A 23,166-nucleotide genomic window follows, 5' to 3' on the forward strand; every position below is an offset into this window, starting at 1 on the left:
CCTCAGATGAACGAGGCCTTGATGCTGTTGTCGTACAGGATCTCTCGTTCACGATCGGTCAGGCCGAGCGTGTCCGTCAGTGCTGCGAAGTTGTCGTCGACGTAGCCACCGAAGTACGCCGGATCGTCCGAGTTGACGGTGACGACCAGGCCACGCTCGATCATGTTCCGGATCGGATGGTCTCGCAGATCCGGAGTGACCTGCAGACGCACGTTCGACAGCGGGCAGACCGTCAACGGAATCTCCTCGTCGACGAGCCTGGTCACGAGAGCATCATCGTCCAGGCAGCGAATACCGTGATCGATGCGCTCGACTTTCAGAAGATCGAGGGCCTGCCAGATGTACTCCGACGGGCCCTCCTCCCCCGCATGCGCGACGACGCGAAGGCCCTCGGCGCGCGCTTTGGCGAACACGTCCACGAACAACGACGGCGGAAAGCCCATCTCCGCGGAATCGAGACCGAGACCGATGATCGGGGCCTTCAGCTCCAACAGATCGTCGAGGAGCTTGTTGGCATGCAGAACCGGCTTGTCACGCAGGATCGACGCGATGAGCCCACTCTTGACGCCGAACTCGCGCTCGCTCGACGCCGACGCGTCCGCCAACCCCTCGACGACGGCCTCGAGCGCCACACCCCTGGACGTGTGCGCCTGCGGATCGAAGAAGATCTCGGCGTGCGTGACGCCACCCGCTGAAGCCCTGGCGAAATACGCACGCGCGAGGTCCGCGAAATCCTCTGCAGTCCGCAGGACCGACATGTTGGCGTAGTACAAGTCCAGGAACGACTGCAGATCCGTGAACTCGTACCGCGCTCGCAACTCGTCGATATCGTTGTACGGCAACGCAATCCCGTTGCGCTCGGCGAGTGCGAAAATCTGCTCCGGTTCGAGCGATCCTTCGATGTGCATGTGCAGTTCGGCGAGCGGGGTAGTCATCCCGACGACTTTACTCGCCTGTGTAACTCGCCTTCCCCGGACCGTTTTCCAGGAAACTCTTCACCGCACCCTTCAGATCCTTCGTCTCGAACAGTGCCCCCGAGACGTCCGCGGTGATCTCGTCCGCGTGCTCGACACCGCCCGAACGCCACGCTGCCACAATCTTTTTGGTGGCAGCGTGAGCCACCGTGGGACCGGAGGCCAACCGCTCCACCAGTTGTGCGGCAGAGGCGTCGACATCGTCGTGGATGCTGTTGACGACGCCCCACTCCTTCATGGTTGCCGCGTCGTAGAGGTCGCCCGTCATGACGAACTCGCGCGCGCGTCCGGAGCCGGCGCGTTCGGCGAGGCGCTGCGGGCCACCCATCGACGGGGTCAGCCCGACGACGATCTCCACCAGGCCGAATTTCGCCTTCGGCGACGCGAGGATGATGTCGCAGGCGAGTGATATCTCGAACGCTGCCGTCAGGGTCAGCCCGTGTGCGGCGTAGACGACGGGGCACGGCAGGGCTTCGAGTGGATGAGCGATCTCGGCGAACAGCTTCCGCCACAGATCGGCGCCCTGCTGGGCCGACAGCCCGTCGAACACATGCACGTCGACGCCTGCGGAGTTGACCTTGCCCTCCGCCCGCAGCAGCACGGCCCTGGGCGGATTCGCCGTCAGATCGGCGATGTTCGCGGCGACGGCGCCGAACATCGCGTGATCGAAGAGGTTGAGCGGGCCGTGGTCGAAGGTCAGTACCGCGACCTCGGCGCCGGCGTCGGTGGTGTACCTGACGAGAGAGGTGGGTTGATCAGCCATGACCGTCAGAGTGCCATACGCTGCAATCCCCGAAGTTACCGGCGAGTATATTGCGTCGATATAGCCGTTACCGGGAGGAACACACATGAGGCGCAGCCTGTTCGAGAAGGACCACGACGCGTTCCGCGAATCCGTTCGCGAGTTCGTCGCACGCACCATCACACCCGTCGAAGAGAAGCTGATCGAACAGCGCTTCATCGATCGGGAGATCTGGCTCGAAGCGGGCCGCAACGGCTTCCTCGGCCTCGAAGTGCCGGAAGAGTACGGCGGCAGCGGCGCCGACGACTACCGCTTCAACGCGGTCCTGGGTGAGGAACTGTCGCGGTCGAGCGCCGCGGTGGCGTCGTGCTTCGGCATTCACTACGACATCGTCGCGCCGTACCTCGTCCAGCTGACCACCGAAGAGCAGAAGAAGCGCTGGCTACCCGGGTTCTGCAGCGGCGAAATCCTGACGGCTATCGCGATGACCGAACCGTCGGGCGGATCGGACCTCGCGTCGCTGAAGACCACCGCGGTGAAGGATGGCGACGACTACATCATCAACGGGTCGAAGACGTTCATCACCAACGGCAACAGTGCCGACCTCGTCATCGTCGCGACGCGCACGACGCCGGAGAAGAAGGCGAAGGGCATCACGCTGTTCGCCGTCGAGAACGGTACCGAAGGCTTCTCCCGCGGACGCAAGCTCGACAAGGTCGGGCAGCCCGAATCCGATACGGCAGAACTGTTCTTCGAGAACGTTCGGGTGCCGTCGGCCAACATGATCGGCGAATTCGACGGCGGATTCATCCACATGATGCAGCTGCTGCCGCAGGAACGCATCAGTGCTTCCGTGGCGAACCTCGGGCACGTGCGTCCGATCCTCGACGAGACGATCCAATACGCCAAGGACCGCAAGGCATTCGGGCAGCAGATCGGCTCGCTGCAGTGGAACAAATTCCTGCTCGCCGAGCTCGTCACGAAACTCGATGTGGCACAGGCATTCGTCGACAACTGCATCGTCGCCCACGGCAACGGCGAGCTCACCGCCATCGACGCCGCGAAGGCGAAATGGTGGACGTCGCAGGTGCAGAACGAGATTCTCGACCACTGCGTCCAGCTGCACGGCGGCTACGGATTCATGAACGAGTACCGCGCCGCGCGTGCATGGAAGGACGCGCGGGTCACGAAGATCTGGGCCGGGTCGAACGAGATCATGAAGGAACTGATCGGGCGGGATCTGGGGTTGTAGGGGCTGCGCCCATGTGCACGAAAATACATAGAGGGGTAGGTATTTTCGTGCACATGGGGTCAGGTGACGACCAACAGCAGATCACCGCCGTCGACCTGAGCGTTGGGCCCGATCGGAACCCTGGTGACCACGCCGGCTTTCGTCGAACTGATGGTCGCCTCCATCTTCATCGCTTCGATCGAGCCGACGGGCTCTCCCTCAGCGAGAGTGTCCCCCTCCTTCACCGACAACGTGACGACGCCGCTGAACGGGGCGGCGAGGTGTCCCGGGTCGGCGCGATCGGCCTTCTCCGCCGATCGGGTACTGCTCTCGACGCTGCGGTCTCGCACTCGAACCGGACGCAACTGGCCGTTCAGGATGCACAGTACGTTCCGCATTCCGTCGGCATCCGGCTCGGAGATCGCTTCCAAACCCATGAGCAATTCCACACCCTTGTCGAGTCGAACTCGATGCTCCTCCCCCTGCCTCAATCCGTAGAAGTATTGATTGGTCGAGAGCTGAGACGTGTCTCCGTACCGGGTTCGGTGTTGTTCGAACTCCTCGGCCGGTCCTGGAAAAAGCAAGCGGTTCAGCGTAGTTCGTCGTTCCTCGCCCGACTTTTCGAGTGCTGCGACGTCGTCGACGGTCAATTCGGCGGGTGGGCTACCCGGTGGACGTCCGGCGAGCGCTCGACGTCGAAGTGGTTCCGGCCATCCACCGGCAGGCTCGCCGAGCTCTCCGCGGAGAAAAGCGATGACGGAGTCCGGGATGTCGTACTTGGCCGGTTCGGCGGCGAAGTCGGCCGCTGTCGCGTCCGCTCCGACCAGGGCAAGCGCAAGATCACCGACGACCTTCGACGACGGTGTCACCTTGATCAAGCGTCCCAACGCTCGGTCGGCTCCCGCATACGCTGCCTCGACGTCCTCGAAACGATGCGACAGGCCGAGCGCGGCGGCCTGCTGGCGCAGATTCGACAATTGCCCGCCTGGAATTTCGTGGGTGTAGACACGTCCCGTCGGCGCAGGCAATCCCGACTCGAACGGCGCATACGTGGAACGCACTGCCGCCCAGTACGGTTCGAGGTCGCATACGGCCTTCAGATCCAATCCTGTGTCTCGTTCCGTATGTTCGGTGGCGGCCACGATCGCCGACAAAGCCGGTTGGCTGGTGGTGCCTGCCAACGCTGCGCTCGCGCCGTCGACGGCGTCGACCCCCGCTTGCCACGCCGAGTAGTAGGTCGCCAGCTGGCCGCCCGGTGTGTCGTGGGTGTGCAGATGCACCGGTAGGTCGAAGCGTGAACGCAGAGCGCCGACCAGCGTTGCGGCCGCCACCGGACGCAGCAGGCCTGCCATATCCTTGATGGCAAGGACGTGGGCGCCCGCGTCGACGATCTCCTCGGCCAGCCGCAGGTAGTAGTCGAGTGTGTACAGGGATTCGCCGGGATTCGACAGGTCACCGGAATACGACATCGCTACTTCCGCAACGGCGGATCCGGTATCGCGGACCGCGTCGATGGCGGGCTTCATCTGGTCGACGTTGTTGAGCGCGTCGAAGATTCGGAAGATGTCGACACCGGTGTCGGTGGCTTCCTGCACGAACGCGTGGGTCACGCGGTCGGGGTAGGCCGTGTACCCGACGGTGTTCCGGCCTCGCAGCAGCATCTGTAGACAGATGTTCGGTATCTCCTCGCGCAGCGCAGCGAGCCTCTCCCATGGATCTTCGTGCAAGAACCTCAGAGCCACATCGTAAGTGGCGCCGCCCCATGCCTCTACCGAGAGCAGTTGCGGTGTCAGCCGAGCGACGTGGGGCGCGACTGCGACCAAATCTCGTGTCCGCACCCTGGTGGCCAGAAGCGACTGATGAGCGTCACGGAATGTCGTGTCGGTGACCGCCAACGCCGAGGAAGCTCGCAATTCGGCCGCGAAGGCCGACGGGCCGAGCTCGGCGAGCCGGTCGCGTGAACCCGACCGTGGCCTCACATCGAGATCCACCGGAGGAAGCTTGTCCGTAGCGTAGACGGCCGACGGACGTTCGCCGTGCGGGCGGTTGACGGTGACATCGGCCAGATACCGAAGAATTCTCGAACCCCGATCTGCGGAGACATTCCGAGTCAGCAGTTCAGGATGTTCTTCGATGAACGTGGTGGTGACCCGCCACGCCAGGAAGTCGGGACTGTCCAGTACCGCCTGCAGGAACGGGATGTTCGTCGAGACGCCGCGGACCCGGAACTCGGCAACGGCGCGTCGTGACCGCGCACAGGCGGTGGCGAAATCACGACCGCGGCATGTCAGCTTCACGAGCATCGAATCGAAGTGGGAGCCGATCTCGGATCCCACTTCCACTATGCCGTCGAGTCGCACACCGGAGCCACCAGGTGTGCGGTAGACGGTCACCTTCCCGACGTCGGGCCGAAATCCGTCGGTCGGATCTTCTGTCGTGATGCGGCATTGAAGCGCGGCGCCGTGAATTGCTATGTCCGCCTGCGTCAGTCCGAGTTCGGCCAGCGTCTCGCCTGACGCGATACGCAGCTGCGACGCCACGAGATCCACATCGGTGATCTCCTCGGTGACCGTGTGTTCGACCTGAATTCGCGGGTTCATCTCGATGAACACGTACGTGCCGTCCGCGTCGAGAAGGAATTCGACCGTGCCGGCGCACGTGTACCCGATGTGCTTGGCGAATCGGACGGCGTCGGCGCAGATACGTTCCCGTAGAACGGGATCGAGCCCAGGAGCCGGAGCTACCTCGACCACTTTCTGGTGTCGTCGCTGTACTGAGCAATCACGTTCGAACAGGTGGATGACCTCCCCTGTCGCATCGCCGAGAATCTGCACTTCGATATGACGCGCATCGACGACGGCTTGTTCGAGGAAGACCGTGCCGTCACCGAAGGCCGTCTCGGCTTCGCGAGACGCGGCCCCGATCGCCTCCCTCAACTGGCCCAGGTCCGCCACCCGTCGCATCCCGCGGCCTCCACCTCCCGCGACCGCCTTGACGAACAGCGGGAACACCAGGTTCTCGGCCGCCGCGACCAACTCGTCGACGTCGCCGGACGGATCGGACGACGCAAGGACCGGCAGGCCTGCCTCCTTCGCCGCTGCCACCGCCCGCGACTTGTCTCCGGTCAGCTGGAGAACCTCGGCCGACGGACCGACGAACGTGATGCCGGCCGATCGGCACGCAGCAGCCAATGCCGCGTTCTCCGAGAGGAATCCGTATCCCGGATAGATCGCGTCGGCACCTGCCTCGACCGCGACGTCGATGATCGCCTCGACCGACAGATAAGCACGGACAGGATGGCCCTTCTCGCCGATCTGGTAGGACTCGAACGCTTTTGCGCGGTGCGCGGAGTTTCGGTCCTCGAACGGATAGACAGCGACGGTGGAAGCACCCAACTCGACCGCCGCGCGAAACGCCCGGACAGCGATCTCTCCACGATTGGCGACGAGAACTTTCTCGAACATGAGTTCCTCCCGGGTTCGACCGTGCACGCAACGCGACGACTGCGCTTCGGGGCGCTGTCCACGTTCGGCGGCAGGGACGCAGAATGTGACCCGAGTCTCGCACAGTGCGCGACTCAATACTAGATTCGACTTAAAGTTAGTAGATCGTGAAGAACATCGATATTCGGTGCTCAACTTGCCACGGAACATCTCTGTACATGGTTTCATAAGCACGAACTTTCTATAGTGCGACTTGAAATACAGCCGCACACTCTCGGAGGAGGACTCGATGAGCGACGAGCAGACACCCGACCGCTGGATCACCGACTGGGAGTTCAGCGAGCGCTACCCCGTGTACACACGGGCCAACGCAGGCGAAGTTCTCCCCGACCCGTCGAGTCCGCTCAACGTGACCCTCGTATGGAACAAGGGTCTCAACATCGGGTGGCGCGAGGGATACATCGAGCATCTCGGCACGCATCTGGCGTCCGAGATCGACGAGACGATGCCGGAGATCATCGGAAACTTCGGTGGGTACCACTACACGAACTTCTCGATGACCGAACTCAACGGAGCGCGACTGCCCGGGTTGACCGTTCCCGTGTGGAACACCCTCTGGGTAGGAGACCATCCGGACATACCGGACTACGTAGAGAATCCGTGGCATCAGAACGACATGCTCACCGAAGGTCTCGCGAAGAAGACCGCATGGGCACTGACCACCGACACGTTCCCTGAAGCGGAAGAAGCAAAGCGGCGTGCGGATCTGGCGCGCACAAATCGGCCGGACGTCACCACACTGAGCGATCAGGCTCTCGTCGACCATGCCCGATCCTTCGTTCCCGATCTCGTCTTCTGCTACGCCTACCACCCTGTGACCACCACACTGTCCACCATGGGTCCCGCTGTTGCGGGCGCGTTGCTCGAGAGCATCGGCGAGGCAGACAAGCTCGGTGACCTGCTCAGTGGCCTGGGCGGGGTCGATTCCGCAGCACCCTCGTACGCACTGTGGAACCTGGGACGACTGGTTGCCGGGTCCGAAGAGCTCACGGCCCTGTTCGACGACGGCCTGTCCGCCCTTCTCGACGCGGTCGACGCCAGTGGATCTCCCGACGCGAAACAGTTCCGTATCGACTTCGACGACTTTCTGTACAAGTACGGGTCCCGTGCGCCGAACGAATGGGACATCCGTTCGGACAGTTGGGAATCGAAGCCGGTCCTGGCGCTTCTCGCGATCAACGGCATGCGGTCGAGCCAGGAGGACTCCGACCCGGAGAAGATTCGCGCTCGAAACGAGTCCAAGCGGATCACGCTCACTGCCGAACTCGCGGACAAGATGCCCGACGACGCCACTCGGCAGAGTTTCCTCGACGCCGCGAAGTCCATCACGAAGTTCATGCCGTGGCGTGAACGCACCAAAACCGCATGCGTGAAAGTGATGGGCGAAATGCGCACGGCGCTCTACGAATTGGGCCACCGGATGGCGGAACGCGGCGTCATGGCCGATCACCACGACATCACGATGCTGCTCGACGACGAGCTCGATTCCTTCGTCTCCGACCCCGAGTCGTTCGCGAGCACCATCGCCGAACGACGCGAACAGTACCTGGCGCTGTTCGATCTCGAGCCGCCGTTCTTCCTGTTCGAACCGCTTCCGTTGTCGCAGTGGCCGCGTCGCACCGAACACAAGGCGCAGATCGCCGTACCGGGTGACACGTTGCCGGGCGTCGCAGGTGCACCCGGTGTCAGTCGGGGTCGCGCTCGAATTCTGCACAACCCGTACGACGTCGGTGATCTCGCCGAGGGTGACATCATCGTCGCGCCACAGACCGACCCGGCGTGGACACCGCTCTTCGTCTTCGCAGGCGGTGTCGTCGTCAATGTCGGCGCCACCATCACTCACTCGTCGATCGTCTGTCGCGAACTGGGCATTCCGTGTGCGGTGTCGGTGCAGGACGCGACTGCGCGCATTCCCGACGGCGCCATGATCGAGGTCGACGGCAACACAGGAACGGTGACGGTTCTATGAGTCTGCAGATCGGCCTCAGCCTCCCTCAACTCGGCGACCACGTCGACGTCGTCGCCGTCCGCGACTTCGCCGTCGCGGCAGAGGAACTCGGATTCTCCAGCCTGTGGGTACAAGAACACCTCTTCTATCCCGAGGCCAACGAATCCATCTACGGCGGACGACACACCACGAGCGTGCACCCGGCGTATCGCTCGGTGCTCGGCGCGACCGAGCTGATGGCATTCGCCGCAGCATGCACCAAGACGGTCGCGATCGGCAGCAGCATCCTGGTAGCCGGGTATCACCGTCCGATCGAGCTCGCACAACGGCTTTCGACTCTGGACGTCCTGTCGGGTGGACGCTTGATCGCCGGCCTCGGCGCCGGCTGGTCCGATGAGGAACACGCTCAGATGGACGTCGATCCGCGAACTCGCGGCAGACGCATGAGCGAACTGATCGAGGCGGTTCGGGCCTGCTGGGGTCCCGACCCCGTGCAGTTCGACGGTGACTTCTTCACCATTCCGCGTTCCGTCGTACGCCCTAAGCCGCTGCAACAGCCGCACCCACCGCTCCTGTCGGGGCTACGGTCCGCAGCCGGATTGGCCAGGACCGCAGCACTGTTCGACATATGGAACCCCAGCAGCGGAACCGTGGATGCTCTGGCAGGCCAGCTCGACACCATGGCGAACCTGCGCCCGACGGGCATGGACCCGGTTCGACTCTTCCTTCGGTCCTACCTGCAGCGCCCGACCGACGACGTCGGTTCGAGCGGACAGGGAATCCGCGGCGTCGAGAACGACATTCGCACCGCAATCGCGTCGGGCGCAGAACACTTGCTCGTCGAGCTGAACTTCTGGGACGAGATGCGTTCACCTGCCGACTGGGCAGAAGCACCCTCCCGGTTGGCGTCGCTGCTGGAGACCGCCGACGAACTGTCCACCGAATCCGAGAAAGTGAGTACGTCGTGACAGAAGTGGCCGGCATCGTCGCGGTGGTGACCGGTGCCGCGTCGGGGATCGGGCGCGCGACGACCGAGATCATCCTCGAACGGGGCGGTTCCGTGATCGCGTTCGACACGACACCGGAGTCCTTGGAGTGGTTGGCGGGCAACGACAATGCAGTGCCGTTCGTCGGAGACGTCACCCATCCGGCCGACAATCGAGCCGCCGTCGTCGAAGCCGAACGGAAATTCGGTCGACTCGATGCGCTCGTCCTCAACGCAGGCGTCCCCGCTTCCGGTTCGATCGAGACTCTCGATATGGACGTCTTCGACCGATCCATCGAGGTCAACCTGCGTGCGGTCGTTCTCGGTGTACGCGAGTCGATTCCAGTTTTCAGACGGTCGGGAGGCGGATCGATCGTGATCACCGCATCCGCGACCGCGATGGGCGGTGAACCGAATCGGTGGCCGTACGCCGCCGCCAAGGCAGGCGTGGTGAACTTGGCGAAGTCGTTCGCCCTCGATCTCGCCAACGACGGCATCCGCGTCAACGCGGTGTGCCCCGGGCCGATAGGAACGGGCATGACCAAGCGCATCGAAGTGAACACACCCGACCGTTACGAGACACTGAAAGCCATGGTGCCCCTGCATCGTTGGGGCACGGCACGAGAAGTCGGCGAAGTCATCTCCTTCCTCGCGTCGCCTCTCGCGTCCTTCGTCACCGGAACCGCAATTCCCGTCGACGGTGGCGCCACGTGTGGCAGCGGGCAAACCCTTCCGATACCCGCGCCGCTCGCGGTCGGATAGTCACCACGAGAAGAAGGGCCCGTCACCTCGTGGTGACGGGCCCTTCTTCTCGCTACTCGACTGAAGTACGTTCCAGGACTTCCCTGGTCGTTCGACCGAGATGGGCGATCCACCCGGCTGGGTCGTCGACTCCGCGAGCGGAGGGCACTTCGACACTCACCGCGGCGGTCGACGGCAGTGCCGCCACGAGCGGAGCGAGCGAGAGCACACCCTCCCCCGGCGCCATCCTGTCGGTCCGAGCCTCCGCGACCGCCGTGTCCAGATCGACGAAGGGTCCTGCCGATGCGGCATCACAGATCTGGAAGTACGGAAAGCGTTCCACCGAAACGGGATTCAAGTCATCGATGGTGGATCCTGCACGCTCGAAGTGAAGAGCGTCCACCAGAAGTCCGGCATCGACACCGGGGACGCCTGCGAGAAAATCCGACGCCGACGCCATGTCGCGTACCGACGAGAACACCATGGGTTCCAGACAGCATCGCAGGCCGTGCTCGGCCGCGAGCTCTGCCAAGTTCGCGAACGTGTCCCCGGCGCGACGATGATCCTCGTCCAGCACGGTCACCAGCACATAGCTGGCACCCAACTCCGCCCCGGCCTCGAGCACCGACATCCAGTCCCCGCGCACGCTACCGGCGTGCAGCTTGACCACCTCGACGTCGAGCACCCGCAACCCGTTGTCCGCCAGTGCAGATCGGGTGTCACGAAGGGCTGTGGATCCCGATGGAAGCTGAAAACCTCTCTCGGCCGCCGTGTGTGCAACGCGCAGGCTCACCGCGTCGAACCCGCCTGCGGCGGCGAGTTCGACGAGCCGAGGCGGCTCCACGTGCAGAGCCGACAGGTGAGACAGCGAGACGATGCGCCCGGAAGCGGGATCGCTCACCGCCACATCACTTCTGCCACAGGGTCGCGAACTGGTCCTGATAGTCGGCGACACCCACGTAATATCCGGTGTCCTCGTCCAGGACAGCCGATTCGATGTTGTCCGCATTGAGAAGCTGGGTCGGCATGAACGCGGCGTCGGCGACGGCAAGGTCGTCACCGTTGAACTGACGCGCCAATGTATCGAGGACGCGCCACCCGAGGATCTGGACCGGGAATCCGACCCACACACTGTTGTCGCCGTCCTTCAGCGACTGCAGATTGTCCGGCGTCGGCGTCTGGCCTGCGAACGTCACCTGATCCTGCAGGCTCGCACCGCGCAGTGCCGCGTCGACTCCGAGCACCAGATCACCGAACGAGAACAGCGCGTAGTTGATCGTCGGATCACGTTGAAGCGTACTGACGACGCTCTGCGGTGTCTTCGTTCCCAGATCCGTGACCTGCTGGTTGACGAGCTGAACCTTGCAGTCCGGGCACTGTTCCTTCAACTGTGCGGTGAACGCATCGGTGAACACGTTGAGGATCGAGTAGTCGGTGATCGAGAAGATCGCGACGTTCGCCTCACCTTCGCTGTCCGCGACCACTTGGCTGGCGACCATCTTGCCCCACTCCTGGACCTGCGCGTCACCGTCGAGCGCCGTGGAGATCACGCCTGGTACCGGCGGGCCGGCAATGCTGTCGGCGATCACCGGAATGCCCGCTGCTCGCGCTGATTCGATCTGTTTCGTCAGCATGGTCAACGGGGTGCCGGCAACGTGGATGGCGTCGGGTTTCAACGCGATGGCCTGATCGACGGCCTTGGGCGCAGCCTCGGCATCGGTGCCCATCAGAATGCGTTGGTAGCGCCACCCGAGGACGTCGGCGGCCTGTTGGATGGCGTCGTTCTTCGCGCTCGAGATCGGTTGGGGCGTCTCGATACTGATCACGTATTTGCCTGCATCCGGCGCCCGGCTGAGCGGGGTGTCGAGAACGAGATCCGTCGGCGCGGCCTCGTACTGATCGGCCACCGCTTGGGCAGCGGCGACGTCGGCTGCGACGCCGGTGCTTTCGTCGGCAGAGCTGCTGCTGCATGCCGATGCCATCAGGGCTGCGGAGACGACGGCAACGAATGCCCTCGTCCGGGTTCGGGTCAACACATGCGTTCCTTTCGGGAAGTTCACTTGCGACGGGCAGTTCACTTGCGACGGGCAGTGCGCGCGGCGAGAGCCACGGCGACGATGAGGGCGAGACCGTTGAAGAGGTCGTTGACGAAGCTGGGTGCACCGGCGAGCTGGAGCCCCTTGACCCCGGTCGCGAGGAGGTAGATGGCGATCAACGTACCGAGCACGTTCACGCGTCCGGCTCGGATCTGTGTGGAACCGAGGAAGACCGCCGAGAATGCGGGGAGCAGGTACGAGGGCCCGATATCGGGAGCCGCGGTACCGAGTTTGGCGGCCAGCACCACACCCGTCAGCGCTGCGACCGTAGCAGATGTGACCAAGGCGCCGAACATGATTCGCTCGACACGCAGGCCCGCCAATCGCGCAGCCTGACGGTTTCCGCCCGTCGCGTAGAGATAGCGACCCAGTGGGGTCTTCTCCAGGAGGACGTACATCACGATGGCGACCGCGATCATGTAGAAGAACGGCAACGGCAGCCCGAGGAACGGCTTGCTGCCCATGTCGAGGAAGCCGTCGGTGAAACCCTCGGTGATCTGCTTTCCGTCTGTGACCCAATAGGTTCCGGCAAGAAGGATGCTGGACATACCGAGCGTCGCGATGAACGAATCGACGTTCAACTTCACCACGACGAAGCCGTTGACCGCGCCGATCAACGCGCCGCACAGCAGAGTCGTGACGACCGCGATCGGCGCGCTGATGCCCTGCGACAGTTGATAGGACACCATCGCGACCGAGAACCCCATCACCCCGGCGATGGACAGATCGAACACTCCCGCTGCCAGCGGAACGATCAGACCGATCGCCAACATGGCCGTGATGGCCTGATCGCCTGCGATGATCCTGAAATTGCCTTCGGTCATGAAGGTGTTCGGAATCCAGATCGCGAACAACACGATGATCGCGACCCAGACGTACAGCCCGCTGAAGCGATCGAGCCCCAGCTTCGGCATCCGCCGCGGAGGCTTCGCCGGTGTTGCGTCGTCACCCCCAGGCTGTGGAGTCTGCGGCGCTGCGGACGTTCCTTCGTGGGATTGTGTTGTCATGGTGATCCTTTCACCGGTTCCGAGCGCCGGTGTAGGCAGCGGTCGCGAGGGCAGGTTTCTTGAGTGTCGATGCGGTCAACCGATCCGGATCGATCCGCGGCCGGACGAAGTCGTCGACGACGCTGCCGACGGACAGAACGATCACGCGGTCGCACAAACGGGTGAGCTCTCCGTGATCGGTGGAGACCACCAGCACGGCCGCCCCGGACTCCGCGACCGAATCGACGAGTGCGTGAATATCGGCTTTCGCTCCGATGTCGACCCCCTGGGTCGGCTCGTCGAGCAGCAGCACCCTCGGTGTGCGGCGAAGCCACCGTGCGAGAACCACTTTCTGCTGATTGCCTCCGCTGAGGGTGCCCAGTGGGCGTTCGGTATCGCCCGTCGGACGTACGCCCAGCCGCTCGAGCCAGTGCGCGACATCGGATTTCTCTCGCTTGGTACTCACCATGCCGCGACGGGTGTACGCCCACGGATCGGCGACGGAGACGTTCTCACGTAGCGAGGCTGCTGCAAAGGCGGCGTTGCTCGACCTCTCGGCCGGGACACATCCGATGCCCGCCGACATCGCCAGATCGGGCCGACCCGGCTCGACGACGCGCCGGTCGACGGTCACTGTCCCTCCACGACTCTCGGCACCGAACAACGCAGGCACGATCTGCTCGCGACCGGATCCGGTGATGCCCGCAATCCCGAGAACTTCACCCGGACGGATCGTGAACGCCAGATCCCGCACCGCACCGCAGGAGAGTCCTTCGACCTCGAAGACCGGGTCCCCTTCGCGTTCGGTGGTCTCCTCGGGCTCCGCAAGGAATTCCTCGACACGACGCCCGATCATGAGTTCGACCAGACCGGACTCCTCCAGATCTTCGAGCGGCCTCGTGGTGACGACCTTTCCGTCACGCATGACGGTGACGGTGTCGCACAGGGTGAAGACCTCGCCCAGGTGGTGCGAGACGAACAACACCGCGACCCCACGATCCCTGATGCGCCGAACCAGGTCGAACAGCCGAACCGCCTCTGCCGCAGGTAGATTCGCGGTGGGCTCGTCGAGCACCAGCACTGACGTCGTGCCGGATCGGTCCTGCACGGCTCTCGCCGTGGCCAACATCGTTCGTTCGCTCATGCTGAGCGATCCGGCGAGTCTGTCGAGAGGCAGGTCCAATCCCAGTTCCCCGAGCGCAGCCTTGGCGCGTTGTCGTTCGGCGCGAAAGTCGATCGTCCCGAGGGCGGTGGTCGCGTACCCGTGTCCGAGCGCCAGATTGTCGATGACATCGAGGCTCTCGACCAGTCCCAGATCCTGATGGACGAACCGCAACCCTGCCGCCTCGCCGCTTCCTGGTACCCCGAGATGCAGCTGCACGCCGCCGACTTCGATCCGTGCACCGTCGTCCGGGTCGTGATATCCCGCAAGCACTTTGATGAGGGTGGACTTACCACAGCCGTTCTGGCCCACCAGGCCCCGAATCTCGCCGGGTGCCAACGACAGATCGACGCCGTCGAGTGCACGTTGACTGGAAAAGGTCTTCGAAAGCCCGGTGATGCACAGCGCATCTGTCATGGAGGCCTACCTACGTGAGGTGAGTTACTTGAACCCTGCTTTTGTTACCTACGTCATACTTAACTATGTACAGGGATAAGTCCAGACCCGATTTCATGCGCTCGAACAGCCGATAAGAGAACCGCCGGCGTGCGAGTATCTCTAGTCGGATCAAAGTTAAGAAAGGAATGATGTCCGTGGGTGATCCCAGGCTCGGGGCGATCGTGCAGACGGCCTACGTAGTGGACGACGTCAGAGCGGCGGCCGAACGCTTCGCGAAGACGACGGGAGCCGGCCCGTTCTTCGTGCGCCGCAATCCGATAACCGTGGCAACCGGACCGAACGGAAGTGCTGCCGAGTTCGATCACACCTCGGCCTACGGGCAGTGGGGACACATTCAGATCGAACTGGTCGAAACCCATTCGGCTGCGCCCGCAGCATTCTTCGAGACGACACAGGCGGTCGGTCGAATCCACCACGTCGCGATGATGGTGGAATCGTTCGCCGACCAGCAACGGACATTCACCGATGCGGGGTGGCCTGCCCTGCTGACCGCGACCACCCCGAACGGCAACAACTTCGCGTTTCACGACGCTCGACCCGATCTCGGACACCTCGTCGAGATCTACGAACCTCGTCCGACCATTCTCGAGTTGTACCGACGCGTCGCCCGGGCGGCCGACGACTGGGACGGCTCGAACCCGGTGCGCGAAATGTAGATCAGGCAGCCTCCAGAAGAGCAGCGGCCCTCTCCCTGGCCATGGCGAGGACCTGAGGATTCCCCGAGTTCCAGAGGACCGTCAGCTGTTTCTTGCAGATTCTCCACTCACCGCCGACGAGCACCACGGAGTCCGTGTAGTAGCCGCCGATGGTGAACACCGCGTCGCCCGCGGTGTTCGGAAGTACGTGCTCGGCGCGCACGTACGAGACGACGGTGCCTCGATCTCCATCGACGGTGATGTCGAGGTTGGACAAGAAGTGCTGTGATGCAGCAAGTCCGGGGAACAACATGCGCCCGCGCTGCACCCAGTCTTCCGCCTTGAACATGCCGCCGTTGCCTGCGCGATAGCTCGTGTAGTCGATCTCGATCTCGTCGGTGAACACCGATCGGTACAGGTCCCAGTCGCGAAGGTCGATTCCGCGCGCGAAGCGCGCCATCAGCTTCGTGATCTGTTGGTGTGCGTCGAGGCTCATGTCAGTTCGCTTCCGTCCGTAGTTGAAGTGAGATCTTCTCGAAGTACTCGTCGAGACCTTCCGGTCCGAGTTCGCGGCCGATTCCCGACTTCTTCATCCCGCCGAACGGCGCGCTCGCGTTGAAACGACCGCCATTGATGGAGACCTGCCCGGTACGCAGCCTCCGCGCGATGGCGATCGCCTTGTCGTCGTCGGCCGCGAACACCGCGCCCGAAAGTCCGTACTCGGAATCGTTCGCGATGGCGATCGCCTCGTCGATGCCGTCGTAGGCAATGACCGTGAGGACAGGCCCGAACACCTCTTCACGTGCGATCGCGGAGTTGTTGTCCACCCGACTGACCACGGTGGGTCGGACGAAGAAACCGGAGCGTAGTCGGTCGTCCAGACCGGTGACATCCCCCGGGCCACCGACGAGGAACTTCGCGTCGGACGGGACTTCCGACAGGTACCGCAGTACCGATCGCTGCTGCTCGCGTGACGCCATGGGTCCTATGTCGGTCGCGGCGTCGAGGGGGTCTCCGATGATCTGCGAACCCACGAGTTCGACCAACTTGCCCTCGACCTCACCCAGACGGTCCGACGGAACCAACAAGCGAGTTGTCGCCGTGCAGGTTTGGCCGTTGTTCACGTAACAACCGCGTACCGCGGCAGCGAGAGCGGCGTCGATGTCGGCATCAGGGGCAATCACGAACGCCGACTTGCCACCGAGTTCCAACGTTACTTTCTTGATCCCAGCTGCAGCCACCTGCCCGACCCTGGCACCGGCAGACGTGGATCCGGTCAGGCTCACGAGGTCGATGTCGGGGTGTCCGGCCAATCGCTCGCCCACTCGACTTCCCGCACCGGTCACGATGTTGAGCACTCCTGCCGGCAACCCGATCGATTCCGCGATCTCGGCGACGACGAAGGCCGCCAGCGGTGCAACACTGCTCGGCTTGACCACCGTGGTGCAGCCCGCCGCTATCGCCGGCGCAACCTTCGCCGCCAGCTGGTAGAGCGGGTAGTTCCACGGAGTGATCGCGCCGACGACACCGATTCCGACCTTGAGGATCAGGGATGTGCCCCTGCGCTCCTCGAGCGAGGTGGTCTCGAGAATGTCCGCCATCGACCGAAAGATCGTGACACCGAGACCGACCTGCACGGAACGCGACCGCGCGATCGGCGTTCCGACCTCACGGGCCATCGTCTCGGCAAGCTCGTCCTCGCGCGCTTTCAGCTCATCGGCGATCCGCCGCAGCACCGACACCCGCTCGTCGACGGGCGACCGAGACCACCCGCCGAATGCAGCCCGAGCCGCGGCTACCGCGTCGTCCACATCGTGTTCGGTGCCCGAGGGAACACGAGCGAGCAGCTCACCCGTCGCAGCCTCCATCACGTCGATGGTTCCGCCGCCCGAGGAGTCGACCCACTTGCCGTCGATGTAGAGCTGGTGTCGATCGTCCATGCGGCGCCTCGCTTCGTCCGTGCCCGCTCGTGCCCCGTCGGCCGAGTGGCAGCCATCACACCGAGCCTAATCGACTTAGCATACTCAATGTCAAGTAACGGAATGCTTCGAAGTCTGTACATAGTTGGCCGTTTCGTTTCTTGACAAGCACTGCTATTTGGGTAGGTTATGAGCACCGTCACATTGCATGCGACGGCTGGCTCACATCACCTGTTCGCGTTCGTCCCGAGTCGGGACCGACATTGCTTCGAGGAGCACCATGAACGACCTCGCAACCAACACGTCCGAGCCGACCACCGCATCGAGCGAATTGGTCGATCTGGTAGTCAAGGGAATGGTTCGAGGCCCGATCACCCCTGAACTACAAGGAGTGATCGACGCGGGTGACGCCGTCGCCAAAGGGCCCGTCGTCATGCCCACGCAGGCCGGCATCGCGGCCGCTGCCTCGATCGTTCGGCTACCCGACGCATCCGACGAGCGCACCGCACTGACCGATCTACTGCACGCATTCCTTCCGGTCAATCGCCGGCTGCGCGAGCTCTGCACCGCGTGGCAGTGCCGCCCCGACGGCTCGCCGAACGATCATTCCGACGCGCAGTACGACGCGAAGCTTCGCGACGATCTCGAGGACATCCACACCGACGTGACCAAGATGCTGCGACGGACAGGCAAACAGTGTGCGGTCTTGCTCGACTACCGCGAGCGCCTGATCGTCGCCCTCGAGCGTTTCGACAATGGTGACACCGCGTCGTTGACATCACCCCTCACGGACGGCTATCACACCGTGTGGATGTGGCTCCACCAACATCTCTTGATGATGCTCGGACTCACCCGAGCCGAGGACGAGGCGCTGGAGGAGAAGCTCGTTTCCGGTACCGCCGAATGACACTGTCCGACAGCGCGGTTCATTCGTCCACTCGTGCGGCGGTGCCGTACGGACAGGGCCGGGCCCGTGGACTCGGCGCCGACGTGATGGGTGTCCACGGCGTCGAGATGGACAATCTCGTCGCCCTCGGACTACCGGTGGTTCCGGGCCTGACCGTCCCGATCGGATCAGGGGCCGGACTGCAGACACGCGAAACTGCGAACACCGTGATCGACCTGCTCGAAAAGCTGGCCGTGCGGGGAATCTGGCCTGCGGTTCGTACCGAGCGCAGACCGATGCTGATGCACCTCCGTTGCAGCGCACCGGTTCCCGTATCGGCACTTCCACCCGCGATCTCCGTCATCGGGTTGTCGAGTCGCAACATCGACGCGCTCGTCGAAGTGATCGGACGCGAGCGGGACATCTACGACTCGTGGGCCGCGAACCTTCGATTCGTCGCCGAGGGCGCGTTGGGGATCGACACCGACGATCTCGACGACCTGGACGACGACCACCCGGACAGCAGAGCCCGCGTGCCTGCGCTTCTCGACCTGATCGAGACGACCACCGGCGCACCGTTTCCCGCCGATCCCGCCGAACAGCTCGGACTCGCCGCGAAGGCGATGCTGGCACGGTGGGCATCGCCCCGCGGCCAGCGGGCGCGCTGCGCACTGTCGCTGCCCGAGGACATGGGCATCGCACTGCATGTTCGCGCTCTACGACTCGGCTCGTGGAACGAATCCGGGCATGGTTCGGCCGTCAGCCGAGATCTCGACACCGGTAAGTACGCCCCCCACGGTGTCTTTCACCTCGGTGTTCGGCGCACCGATCCCAACCAGGGGCCGGGCGAACCGCTCACTCACATGCCGGGCGGCACCCAGATTCTCGATCAGATCTTCGCGACCCTGGAACCACATCTACGTGCAGTCGCGAAGGTGGAGTTCGAGGTCCGCGACCGGCAACTCGCCCTGCTCAGCGCGGGAGCGCTCGAACATCCAGGTCCACGCGCTGTCACCAACCTCGCCGTGGATCTCGCGAATGCGCGCTCGATCGAACGCAGTGATGCGGTACGAATGGTGAAGCCCGACCTCATGCAGGACCTGCTGCACGCCCAGCTCACCGTCACCGGCAGGGAACAGCTACTCGCGCGCGGACTTCCGGCATCGCCTGGCGCAGCCGTCGGCGAGATCGCACTGTCGAGCGATCGAGCACTACACCTTGCCGCCGAAGGCAGAGACGTGATACTGGTCGCGTCGGAGACCAGCCCCGCCGACGTTCCTGCCCTGCTCGCGGCCACGGCCGTGCTCACGTCGAACGGCGGACTTGCCTCACATGCAGCGGTGGTCGCACGCGGCGCAGGCCGCCCGGCGGTCTGCGGTGTCACCTCGTTGCGCATCGACCCGCGAGCGGGCACGGTGACCGCCGACGGCGTCACCCTGTCCGAGGGCGACGTCGTGTCCATCAACGGCCGTACCGGTGACATCTACGTCGGAGCCGTCCCGATACGGCCGGCAGAACCGTCGCCCGAACTGGAACTCCTTCTCGGATGGGCAGACGAGATCCGCCGACTCCGAGTGCGCACCAACGCCGACAACGCCGAGGATGCAGCGACCGCGTTTCGATTGGGCGCCGAAGGAATCGGCTTGTGCCGCACCGAACATCAGTTCCTCGGTGATCAGCTGCCTCTCGTTCAACGGCTGGTTCTCGCCGACACCGAAGCCGAAGAGATCGAGGCCATTGCCGCCCTGACCCACGCGCAGCAGTCGGACTTCACCGACTTGCTTCGCGTCGTGGGCGACCGGCCCATCACCGTCCGACTGCTCGACGCGCCCTTGCACGAATTCCTGCCGTCGGACGGGCATTACCGCGATGCAGCACAGGCCGCGCGAGCAGCGGAAACTCACGAATCGAATCCGATGCTCGGGCTGCGCGGGGTTCGCTTCGCCATGGTGCAGACACGGCTGTATCCCGCTCAGGCCGAGGCGCTCTTTCGTGCCTGGATGACGGTGAACTCCGAAGGCCTTTCCCCGAAACTCGAGGTCATGATCCCCTTGGTGTCGCTGCCGGGCGAACTGGCCGAGGCCATCGCACAGGTCGACCGCGCGGCACGAGACGTCGCGGCGGACACCGGCGTCAAGGTGCCGTACGACGTCGGCAGCATGGTCGAAACCCCTCGGGCAGCACTGCTTGCCGGAGCACTGACAGCAGATGCTCAGTTCCTGTCGTTCGGCACGAACGACCTGACCCAGCTCACCTACGGGTTCTCACGCGACGACGTCGAGAAGACCATGCTGACCCACTATCTCGAGCATGGTCTCGTCAGCGACAGCCCGTTCGCCGTGCTCGACCGCGACGGTGTCGGGGCGCTGATCACGATGGCAGCCGACGCGGCACGACGTGCTCGGCCGAACGTCAAGTTGGGTGTGTGCGGTGAGCACGGCGGAGATCCCGAGTCGATCTCGTTCATCGACTCGGTCGGTCTGCACTACGTGTCGTGTTCACCGAGGCGTGTGCCCGTCGCACGCTTGGCAGCTGCACACGCGACGCTTGCCTGCTCATGACGTCGTCCTCGATGCTCACCGAACTCGACGCACTTCGATCCTCGGTTCGGGCCGCGACTGCCGACGTCGGTGGGCACGATCTCTGCCGTGCCCTCGATCCGTCGGGGCCCGGATGGGACGCACGAGCGTGGTCGGTGTTGGCCGAACAGATCGGTATCGGCGCCCTCGGACTACCCGAACGATGTGGCGGCCTAGGGGCCTTGCCCGAATTGACCGTCGTGGCAGAGGAACTGGGCGCGACGCTCATGCCGGTGCCGTTTCTGTCGACCGTGCTGGCGGGCCAGGCGCTTCTCGGCGCAATCGACGTGGACGACGTGATCGCCGACATCGCCGGTGGCGTACCCGCAGCCTTTGCCGGACTCGATCGAAAGGGGTGGTGGTCACCGGACGTCGCGCTGTTCACCGCAACCGAGACGTCGTCGGGATGGACCTTGACCGGTCGGGCACCGACGGTGCTCGGTGCGGCAGGCGCACGCTGGCTTGTGGTCGTCGCCGACACTGCCGACGGACCAGATGTCTTCGTCGTCGACGCCTCGGCTACCGGGGTGGAAATCGCGCCGCTCAGAACCTTGGACCTGTCCCGAGCTCAGTCCTCCGTTCGACTCACGCATACACCTGCCCGACGAGCCACAGCAGGCGGAAGTGCCGGAGCAGCAGTGTTTCCCGCTCTGCACACCGCGTGCATCGTGCTGGCCGCCGAGCAACTGGGCGGCGCGCAAGCGAGCCTCGATCACACGGTGTCCTACACGAAGGAACGCCGTCAGTTCGGTCGAGCGATCGGAAGCTTCCAGAGCGTGAAGCACACTCTTGCCGACCTGTTGGTTCTCGTCGAATCGAGCCGGTCGGCCGTGACACGAGCCGTCAGATCGATCGATGCAGCAGAAGCGAGTGCGGTGGCACAGGCATGGTGCTCGGACGCGTATCGAACCGTGAGTGCCGAGGCCGTGCAATTACACGGTGGCATCGGTTTCACGTGGGAACATCACTGCCACCTGTATTTTCGTCGAGCACGCGCGGACGCACAGCTGCTGGGCGGGGCCGCCTTCCATCGAGAGCGCCTCGCCACCGCACTCGCGTGGTGACGCGTCAGCGTCGGTCGCGTCCCGACCAGGGCTGATCGCGGTTCTCCCGTGGTTCGGATGGGAGCCCGAGAACACGCTCGCCGATGATGTTGCGCTGAATCTGGTCCGTGCCACCTGCCAGTCGGTAACCAGGGCTACCCAGAAGATGCTCGGTCCATGCGAACTGGTCCTCGTCCACCTCGGCGGTGATGTTCGCGCCCAACAGATCTGCCGCGATCTCCCCGATCCTTCCCAGCACATCCGACGCCATGAGCTTGCCGACCGATGCGGCGGGCCCTGGCGAGACCCCAGCAGCCGACGCCTCGGCCACACGATCGGCCGTGGCGGCCCGAAGTTCCGAGCGGATGTAGACGTCGGCGATCTCCTGCCTGACCACTGGGTCGTCGAGCACCCCGAGAGACCGTGCAAGCGCAACGAGTTCGACGACCGAGCCGCCCTTCTTTCGCGTCACCGAACCCGACGCAGTGCGCTCGAACGCCAGTGTGGCGCCTGTGACCTTCCAGCCCTCTCCCACTCCCCCGAGTCGCATGCTGTCCGGTACCCGGACAGCGTGCAGGAACACCTCGTTGAACGACGCACCGCCGCTCATCTGCCGGATCGGACGGATCTCGACCCCGGGAGCGTCGAGGGGGATCAAGAAGGCGGTGATGCCTTTGTGTTTCGGCACGTCGGGGTCCGTACGGGCCAAAAGCATTCCGTAGTCTGCGAAACGGGCGCCCGAGGACCACACCTTCTGTCCGTCGAAGACCCACCCGTCCCCGTCGCGCACGCCCCGGCAGCTCAGTGCAGCGAGGTCCGACCCAGCCCCTGGCTCACTGAAGAGCTGGCACGCCAGAAGGTCGGTGCGCAACAACGCCTCGGCGTAGGTCGAGCGCTGCTCGTCGGATCCGAACATCGCAACAGCCGGGCCGACGAGACCTGTGGTCACGCTGATCAGTTCGGTCGATGCTGGTACCGCGAACTCCTGCTCCACCCGCGCAATCACCGACGCGAACGACGACGGCAGACCTCGCCCGCCGTGTTCGATAGGCAGCGTCACGGCGCCGTAGCCTGCGTCGAATCGTCGGCGTCGGTAATGGCGCACGTTCTCGAGCAGGGTCGCCTCGTCCTCGTCCGACAGGTTGCGGAAGACAGCCAAGTCGGGACGATCGTCCGGCGTCGGCTCCGGCCGTACCGGCAGAATCGTGCTCAACCAGGACCGGACTTCTTCCTCGAATTCGGCCGTGTCCGGGATATCGACAGTGGTTGTCACAGAA

18 protein-coding genes are annotated in these 23,166 nt (G+C 64.1%); 8 read left to right on the forward strand and 10 right to left on the reverse strand.

The annotated features are described in order from the left end of the window. Positions 1–2: 2 nt before the first annotated feature. On the reverse strand, positions 3–935 hold the full coding sequence (locus CHB96_RS12100) for an adenosine deaminase (RefSeq protein WP_089246413.1): 933 nt from the start codon (positions 933–935) through the stop codon (positions 3–5). 10 nt (positions 936–945) lie between these two features. After that, positions 946–1,737, reverse strand: coding sequence for an enoyl-CoA hydratase/isomerase family protein (locus tag CHB96_RS12105; protein WP_089246415.1), 792 nt, complete (start codon positions 1,735–1,737; stop codon positions 946–948). 85 nt (positions 1,738–1,822) lie between these two features. On the opposite strand from CHB96_RS12105, the gene CHB96_RS12110 reads away from it, so the two are divergent. After that, the gene (locus tag CHB96_RS12110) at positions 1,823–2,968 is read left to right on the forward strand and encodes an acyl-CoA dehydrogenase family protein (protein ID WP_089246417.1); all 1,146 of its coding nucleotides are present in this window, start codon (positions 1,823–1,825) and stop codon (positions 2,966–2,968) included. 59 nt (positions 2,969–3,027) lie between these two features. Here the strand turns inward: CHB96_RS12110 and CHB96_RS12115 are convergent, their stop codons facing one another. Next, the gene (locus tag CHB96_RS12115; RefSeq protein ID WP_089246419.1) at positions 3,028–6,411 is read right to left on the reverse strand and encodes a pyruvate carboxylase; all 3,384 of its coding nucleotides are present in this window, start codon (positions 6,409–6,411) and stop codon (positions 3,028–3,030) included. A gap of 268 nt (positions 6,412–6,679) precedes the next feature. Here CHB96_RS12115 and CHB96_RS12120 point away from each other — a divergent pair, with 268 nt between their 5' ends. Genes CHB96_RS12120 through CHB96_RS12130 form a run of 3 tightly spaced genes read left to right on the forward strand, consistent with a single transcriptional unit; the run spans position 6,680 to position 10,145 of the window. After that, on the forward strand, positions 6,680–8,419 hold the full coding sequence (locus CHB96_RS12120) for a PEP-utilizing enzyme (protein WP_089246760.1): 1,740 nt from the start codon (positions 6,680–6,682) through the stop codon (positions 8,417–8,419). Then, positions 8,416–9,366 carry a TIGR03619 family F420-dependent LLM class oxidoreductase gene (locus CHB96_RS12125; RefSeq protein WP_089246421.1) on the forward strand — a complete coding sequence of 317 codons (951 nt, stop codon included), beginning with the start codon at positions 8,416–8,418 and terminating at the stop codon, positions 9,364–9,366. The genes CHB96_RS12120 and CHB96_RS12125 overlap by 4 nt, the downstream gene beginning before the upstream one ends. After that, the gene (locus tag CHB96_RS12130; protein WP_245865525.1) at positions 9,363–10,145 is read left to right on the forward strand and encodes an SDR family NAD(P)-dependent oxidoreductase; all 783 of its coding nucleotides are present in this window, start codon (positions 9,363–9,365) and stop codon (positions 10,143–10,145) included. Before CHB96_RS12125 ends, CHB96_RS12130 begins: the two co-directional genes overlap by 4 nt. A 52-nt stretch (positions 10,146–10,197) precedes the next feature. On the opposite strand, the gene CHB96_RS12135 is transcribed toward CHB96_RS12130, so the two are convergent. The 4 genes from CHB96_RS12135 to CHB96_RS12150 are packed head-to-tail and all read right to left on the reverse strand — an operon-like array spanning position 10,198 to position 14,785. Continuing rightward, complete coding sequence (locus tag CHB96_RS12135; protein WP_245865527.1) at positions 10,198–11,025, reverse strand: sugar phosphate isomerase/epimerase family protein; 828 nt, start codon at positions 11,023–11,025, stop codon at positions 10,198–10,200. Positions 11,026–11,032: 7 nt separating this feature from the next. Next, positions 11,033–12,160 (reverse strand): sugar ABC transporter substrate-binding protein, encoded by a 1,128-nt coding sequence (locus CHB96_RS12140; protein ID WP_089246425.1) that lies wholly within the window; start codon positions 12,158–12,160, stop codon positions 11,033–11,035. Positions 12,161–12,198: 38 nt separating this feature from the next. Beyond that, positions 12,199–13,227: an ABC transporter permease gene (locus CHB96_RS12145; protein WP_245865529.1), complete on the reverse strand. Its 1,029-nt coding sequence runs from the start codon at positions 13,225–13,227 to the stop codon at positions 12,199–12,201. A gap of 10 nt (positions 13,228–13,237) precedes the next feature. Then, positions 13,238–14,785: a sugar ABC transporter ATP-binding protein gene (locus CHB96_RS12150; RefSeq protein WP_089246429.1), complete on the reverse strand. Its 1,548-nt coding sequence runs from the start codon at positions 14,783–14,785 to the stop codon at positions 13,238–13,240. Between the two features lie 170 nt (positions 14,786–14,955). On the opposite strand from CHB96_RS12150, the gene CHB96_RS12155 reads away from it, so the two are divergent. Then, positions 14,956–15,483, forward strand: a complete 528-nt coding sequence (locus CHB96_RS12155) for a VOC family protein (RefSeq protein WP_245865558.1) — start codon at positions 14,956–14,958, stop codon at positions 15,481–15,483. 1 nt (position 15,484) lies between these two features. Here the strand turns inward: CHB96_RS12155 and CHB96_RS12160 are convergent, their stop codons facing one another. Both CHB96_RS12160 and CHB96_RS12165 read right to left on the reverse strand, forming a co-directional pair. Next, positions 15,485–15,958 carry a nuclear transport factor 2 family protein gene (locus CHB96_RS12160; RefSeq protein WP_089246431.1) on the reverse strand — a complete coding sequence of 158 codons (474 nt, stop codon included), beginning with the start codon at positions 15,956–15,958 and terminating at the stop codon, positions 15,485–15,487. Position 15,959: 1 nt separating this feature from the next. Then, the gene (locus tag CHB96_RS12165) at positions 15,960–17,402 is read right to left on the reverse strand and encodes an aldehyde dehydrogenase family protein (RefSeq protein WP_089246433.1); all 1,443 of its coding nucleotides are present in this window, start codon (positions 17,400–17,402) and stop codon (positions 15,960–15,962) included. A gap of 259 nt (positions 17,403–17,661) precedes the next feature. Between CHB96_RS12165 and CHB96_RS12170 the strand changes: the two genes are divergently transcribed. Genes CHB96_RS12170 through CHB96_RS12180 form a run of 3 tightly spaced genes read left to right on the forward strand, consistent with a single transcriptional unit; the run spans position 17,662 to position 21,910 of the window. After that, the gene (locus CHB96_RS12170; protein WP_089246435.1) at positions 17,662–18,288 is read left to right on the forward strand and encodes a hypothetical protein; all 627 of its coding nucleotides are present in this window, start codon (positions 17,662–17,664) and stop codon (positions 18,286–18,288) included. Then, a complete protein-coding gene (locus CHB96_RS12175; protein WP_089246437.1) occupies positions 18,285–20,828 on the forward strand; it encodes a putative PEP-binding protein in 2,544 nt (847 codons plus the stop codon). Before CHB96_RS12170 ends, CHB96_RS12175 begins: the two co-directional genes overlap by 4 nt. Beyond that, a complete protein-coding gene (locus CHB96_RS12180; RefSeq protein ID WP_245865531.1) occupies positions 20,825–21,910 on the forward strand; it encodes an acyl-CoA dehydrogenase family protein in 1,086 nt (361 codons plus the stop codon). The genes CHB96_RS12175 and CHB96_RS12180 overlap by 4 nt, the downstream gene beginning before the upstream one ends. Before the next feature lie 4 nt (positions 21,911–21,914). On the opposite strand, the gene CHB96_RS12185 is transcribed toward CHB96_RS12180, so the two are convergent. Further along, positions 21,915–23,162, reverse strand: coding sequence for an acyl-CoA dehydrogenase family protein (locus tag CHB96_RS12185; RefSeq protein ID WP_089246439.1), 1,248 nt, complete (start codon positions 23,160–23,162; stop codon positions 21,915–21,917). Between the last annotated feature and the right edge of the window lie 4 nt (positions 23,163–23,166).

The sequence above is a fragment of the Rhodococcoides kyotonense genome (assembly GCF_900188125.1).
GTDB lineage: Bacteria > Actinomycetota > Actinomycetes > Mycobacteriales > Mycobacteriaceae > Rhodococcoides > Rhodococcoides kyotonense.

What these genes read in the sequence shown, in the direction of transcription:
- CHB96_RS12100 (WP_089246413.1), bottom strand. Translation starts at nt 935, where the DNA reads ATGACTACCCCGCTCGCCGAACTGCACATGCACATCGAAGGATCGCTC.
- CHB96_RS12110 (WP_089246417.1), top strand. Translation starts at nt 1,823, where the DNA reads ATGAGGCGCAGCCTGTTCGAGAAGGACCACGACGCGTTCCGCGAATCC.
- CHB96_RS12125 (WP_089246421.1), top strand. Translation starts at nt 8,416, where the DNA reads ATGAGTCTGCAGATCGGCCTCAGCCTCCCTCAACTCGGCGACCACGTC.
- CHB96_RS12150 (WP_089246429.1), bottom strand. Translation starts at nt 14,785, where the DNA reads ATGACAGATGCGCTGTGCATCACCGGGCTTTCGAAGACCTTTTCCAGT.
- CHB96_RS12115 (WP_089246419.1), bottom strand. Translation starts at nt 6,411, where the DNA reads ATGTTCGAGAAAGTTCTCGTCGCCAATCGTGGAGAGATCGCTGTCCGG.
- CHB96_RS12160 (WP_089246431.1), bottom strand. Translation starts at nt 15,958, where the DNA reads ATGAGCCTCGACGCACACCAACAGATCACGAAGCTGATGGCGCGCTTC.
- CHB96_RS12180 (WP_245865531.1), top strand. Translation starts at nt 20,825, where the DNA reads ATGACGTCGTCCTCGATGCTCACCGAACTCGACGCACTTCGATCCTCG.
- CHB96_RS12155 (WP_245865558.1), top strand. Translation starts at nt 14,956, where the DNA reads ATGTCCGTGGGTGATCCCAGGCTCGGGGCGATCGTGCAGACGGCCTAC.
- CHB96_RS12120 (WP_089246760.1), top strand. Translation starts at nt 6,680, where the DNA reads ATGAGCGACGAGCAGACACCCGACCGCTGGATCACCGACTGGGAGTTC.
- CHB96_RS12175 (WP_089246437.1), top strand. Translation starts at nt 18,285, where the DNA reads ATGACACTGTCCGACAGCGCGGTTCATTCGTCCACTCGTGCGGCGGTG.
- CHB96_RS12165 (WP_089246433.1), bottom strand. Translation starts at nt 17,402, where the DNA reads ATGGACGATCGACACCAGCTCTACATCGACGGCAAGTGGGTCGACTCC.
- CHB96_RS12170 (WP_089246435.1), top strand. Translation starts at nt 17,662, where the DNA reads ATGAACGACCTCGCAACCAACACGTCCGAGCCGACCACCGCATCGAGC.
- CHB96_RS12105 (WP_089246415.1), bottom strand. Translation starts at nt 1,737, where the DNA reads ATGGCTGATCAACCCACCTCTCTCGTCAGGTACACCACCGACGCCGGC.
- CHB96_RS12145 (WP_245865529.1), bottom strand. Translation starts at nt 13,227, where the DNA reads ATGACAACACAATCCCACGAAGGAACGTCCGCAGCGCCGCAGACTCCA.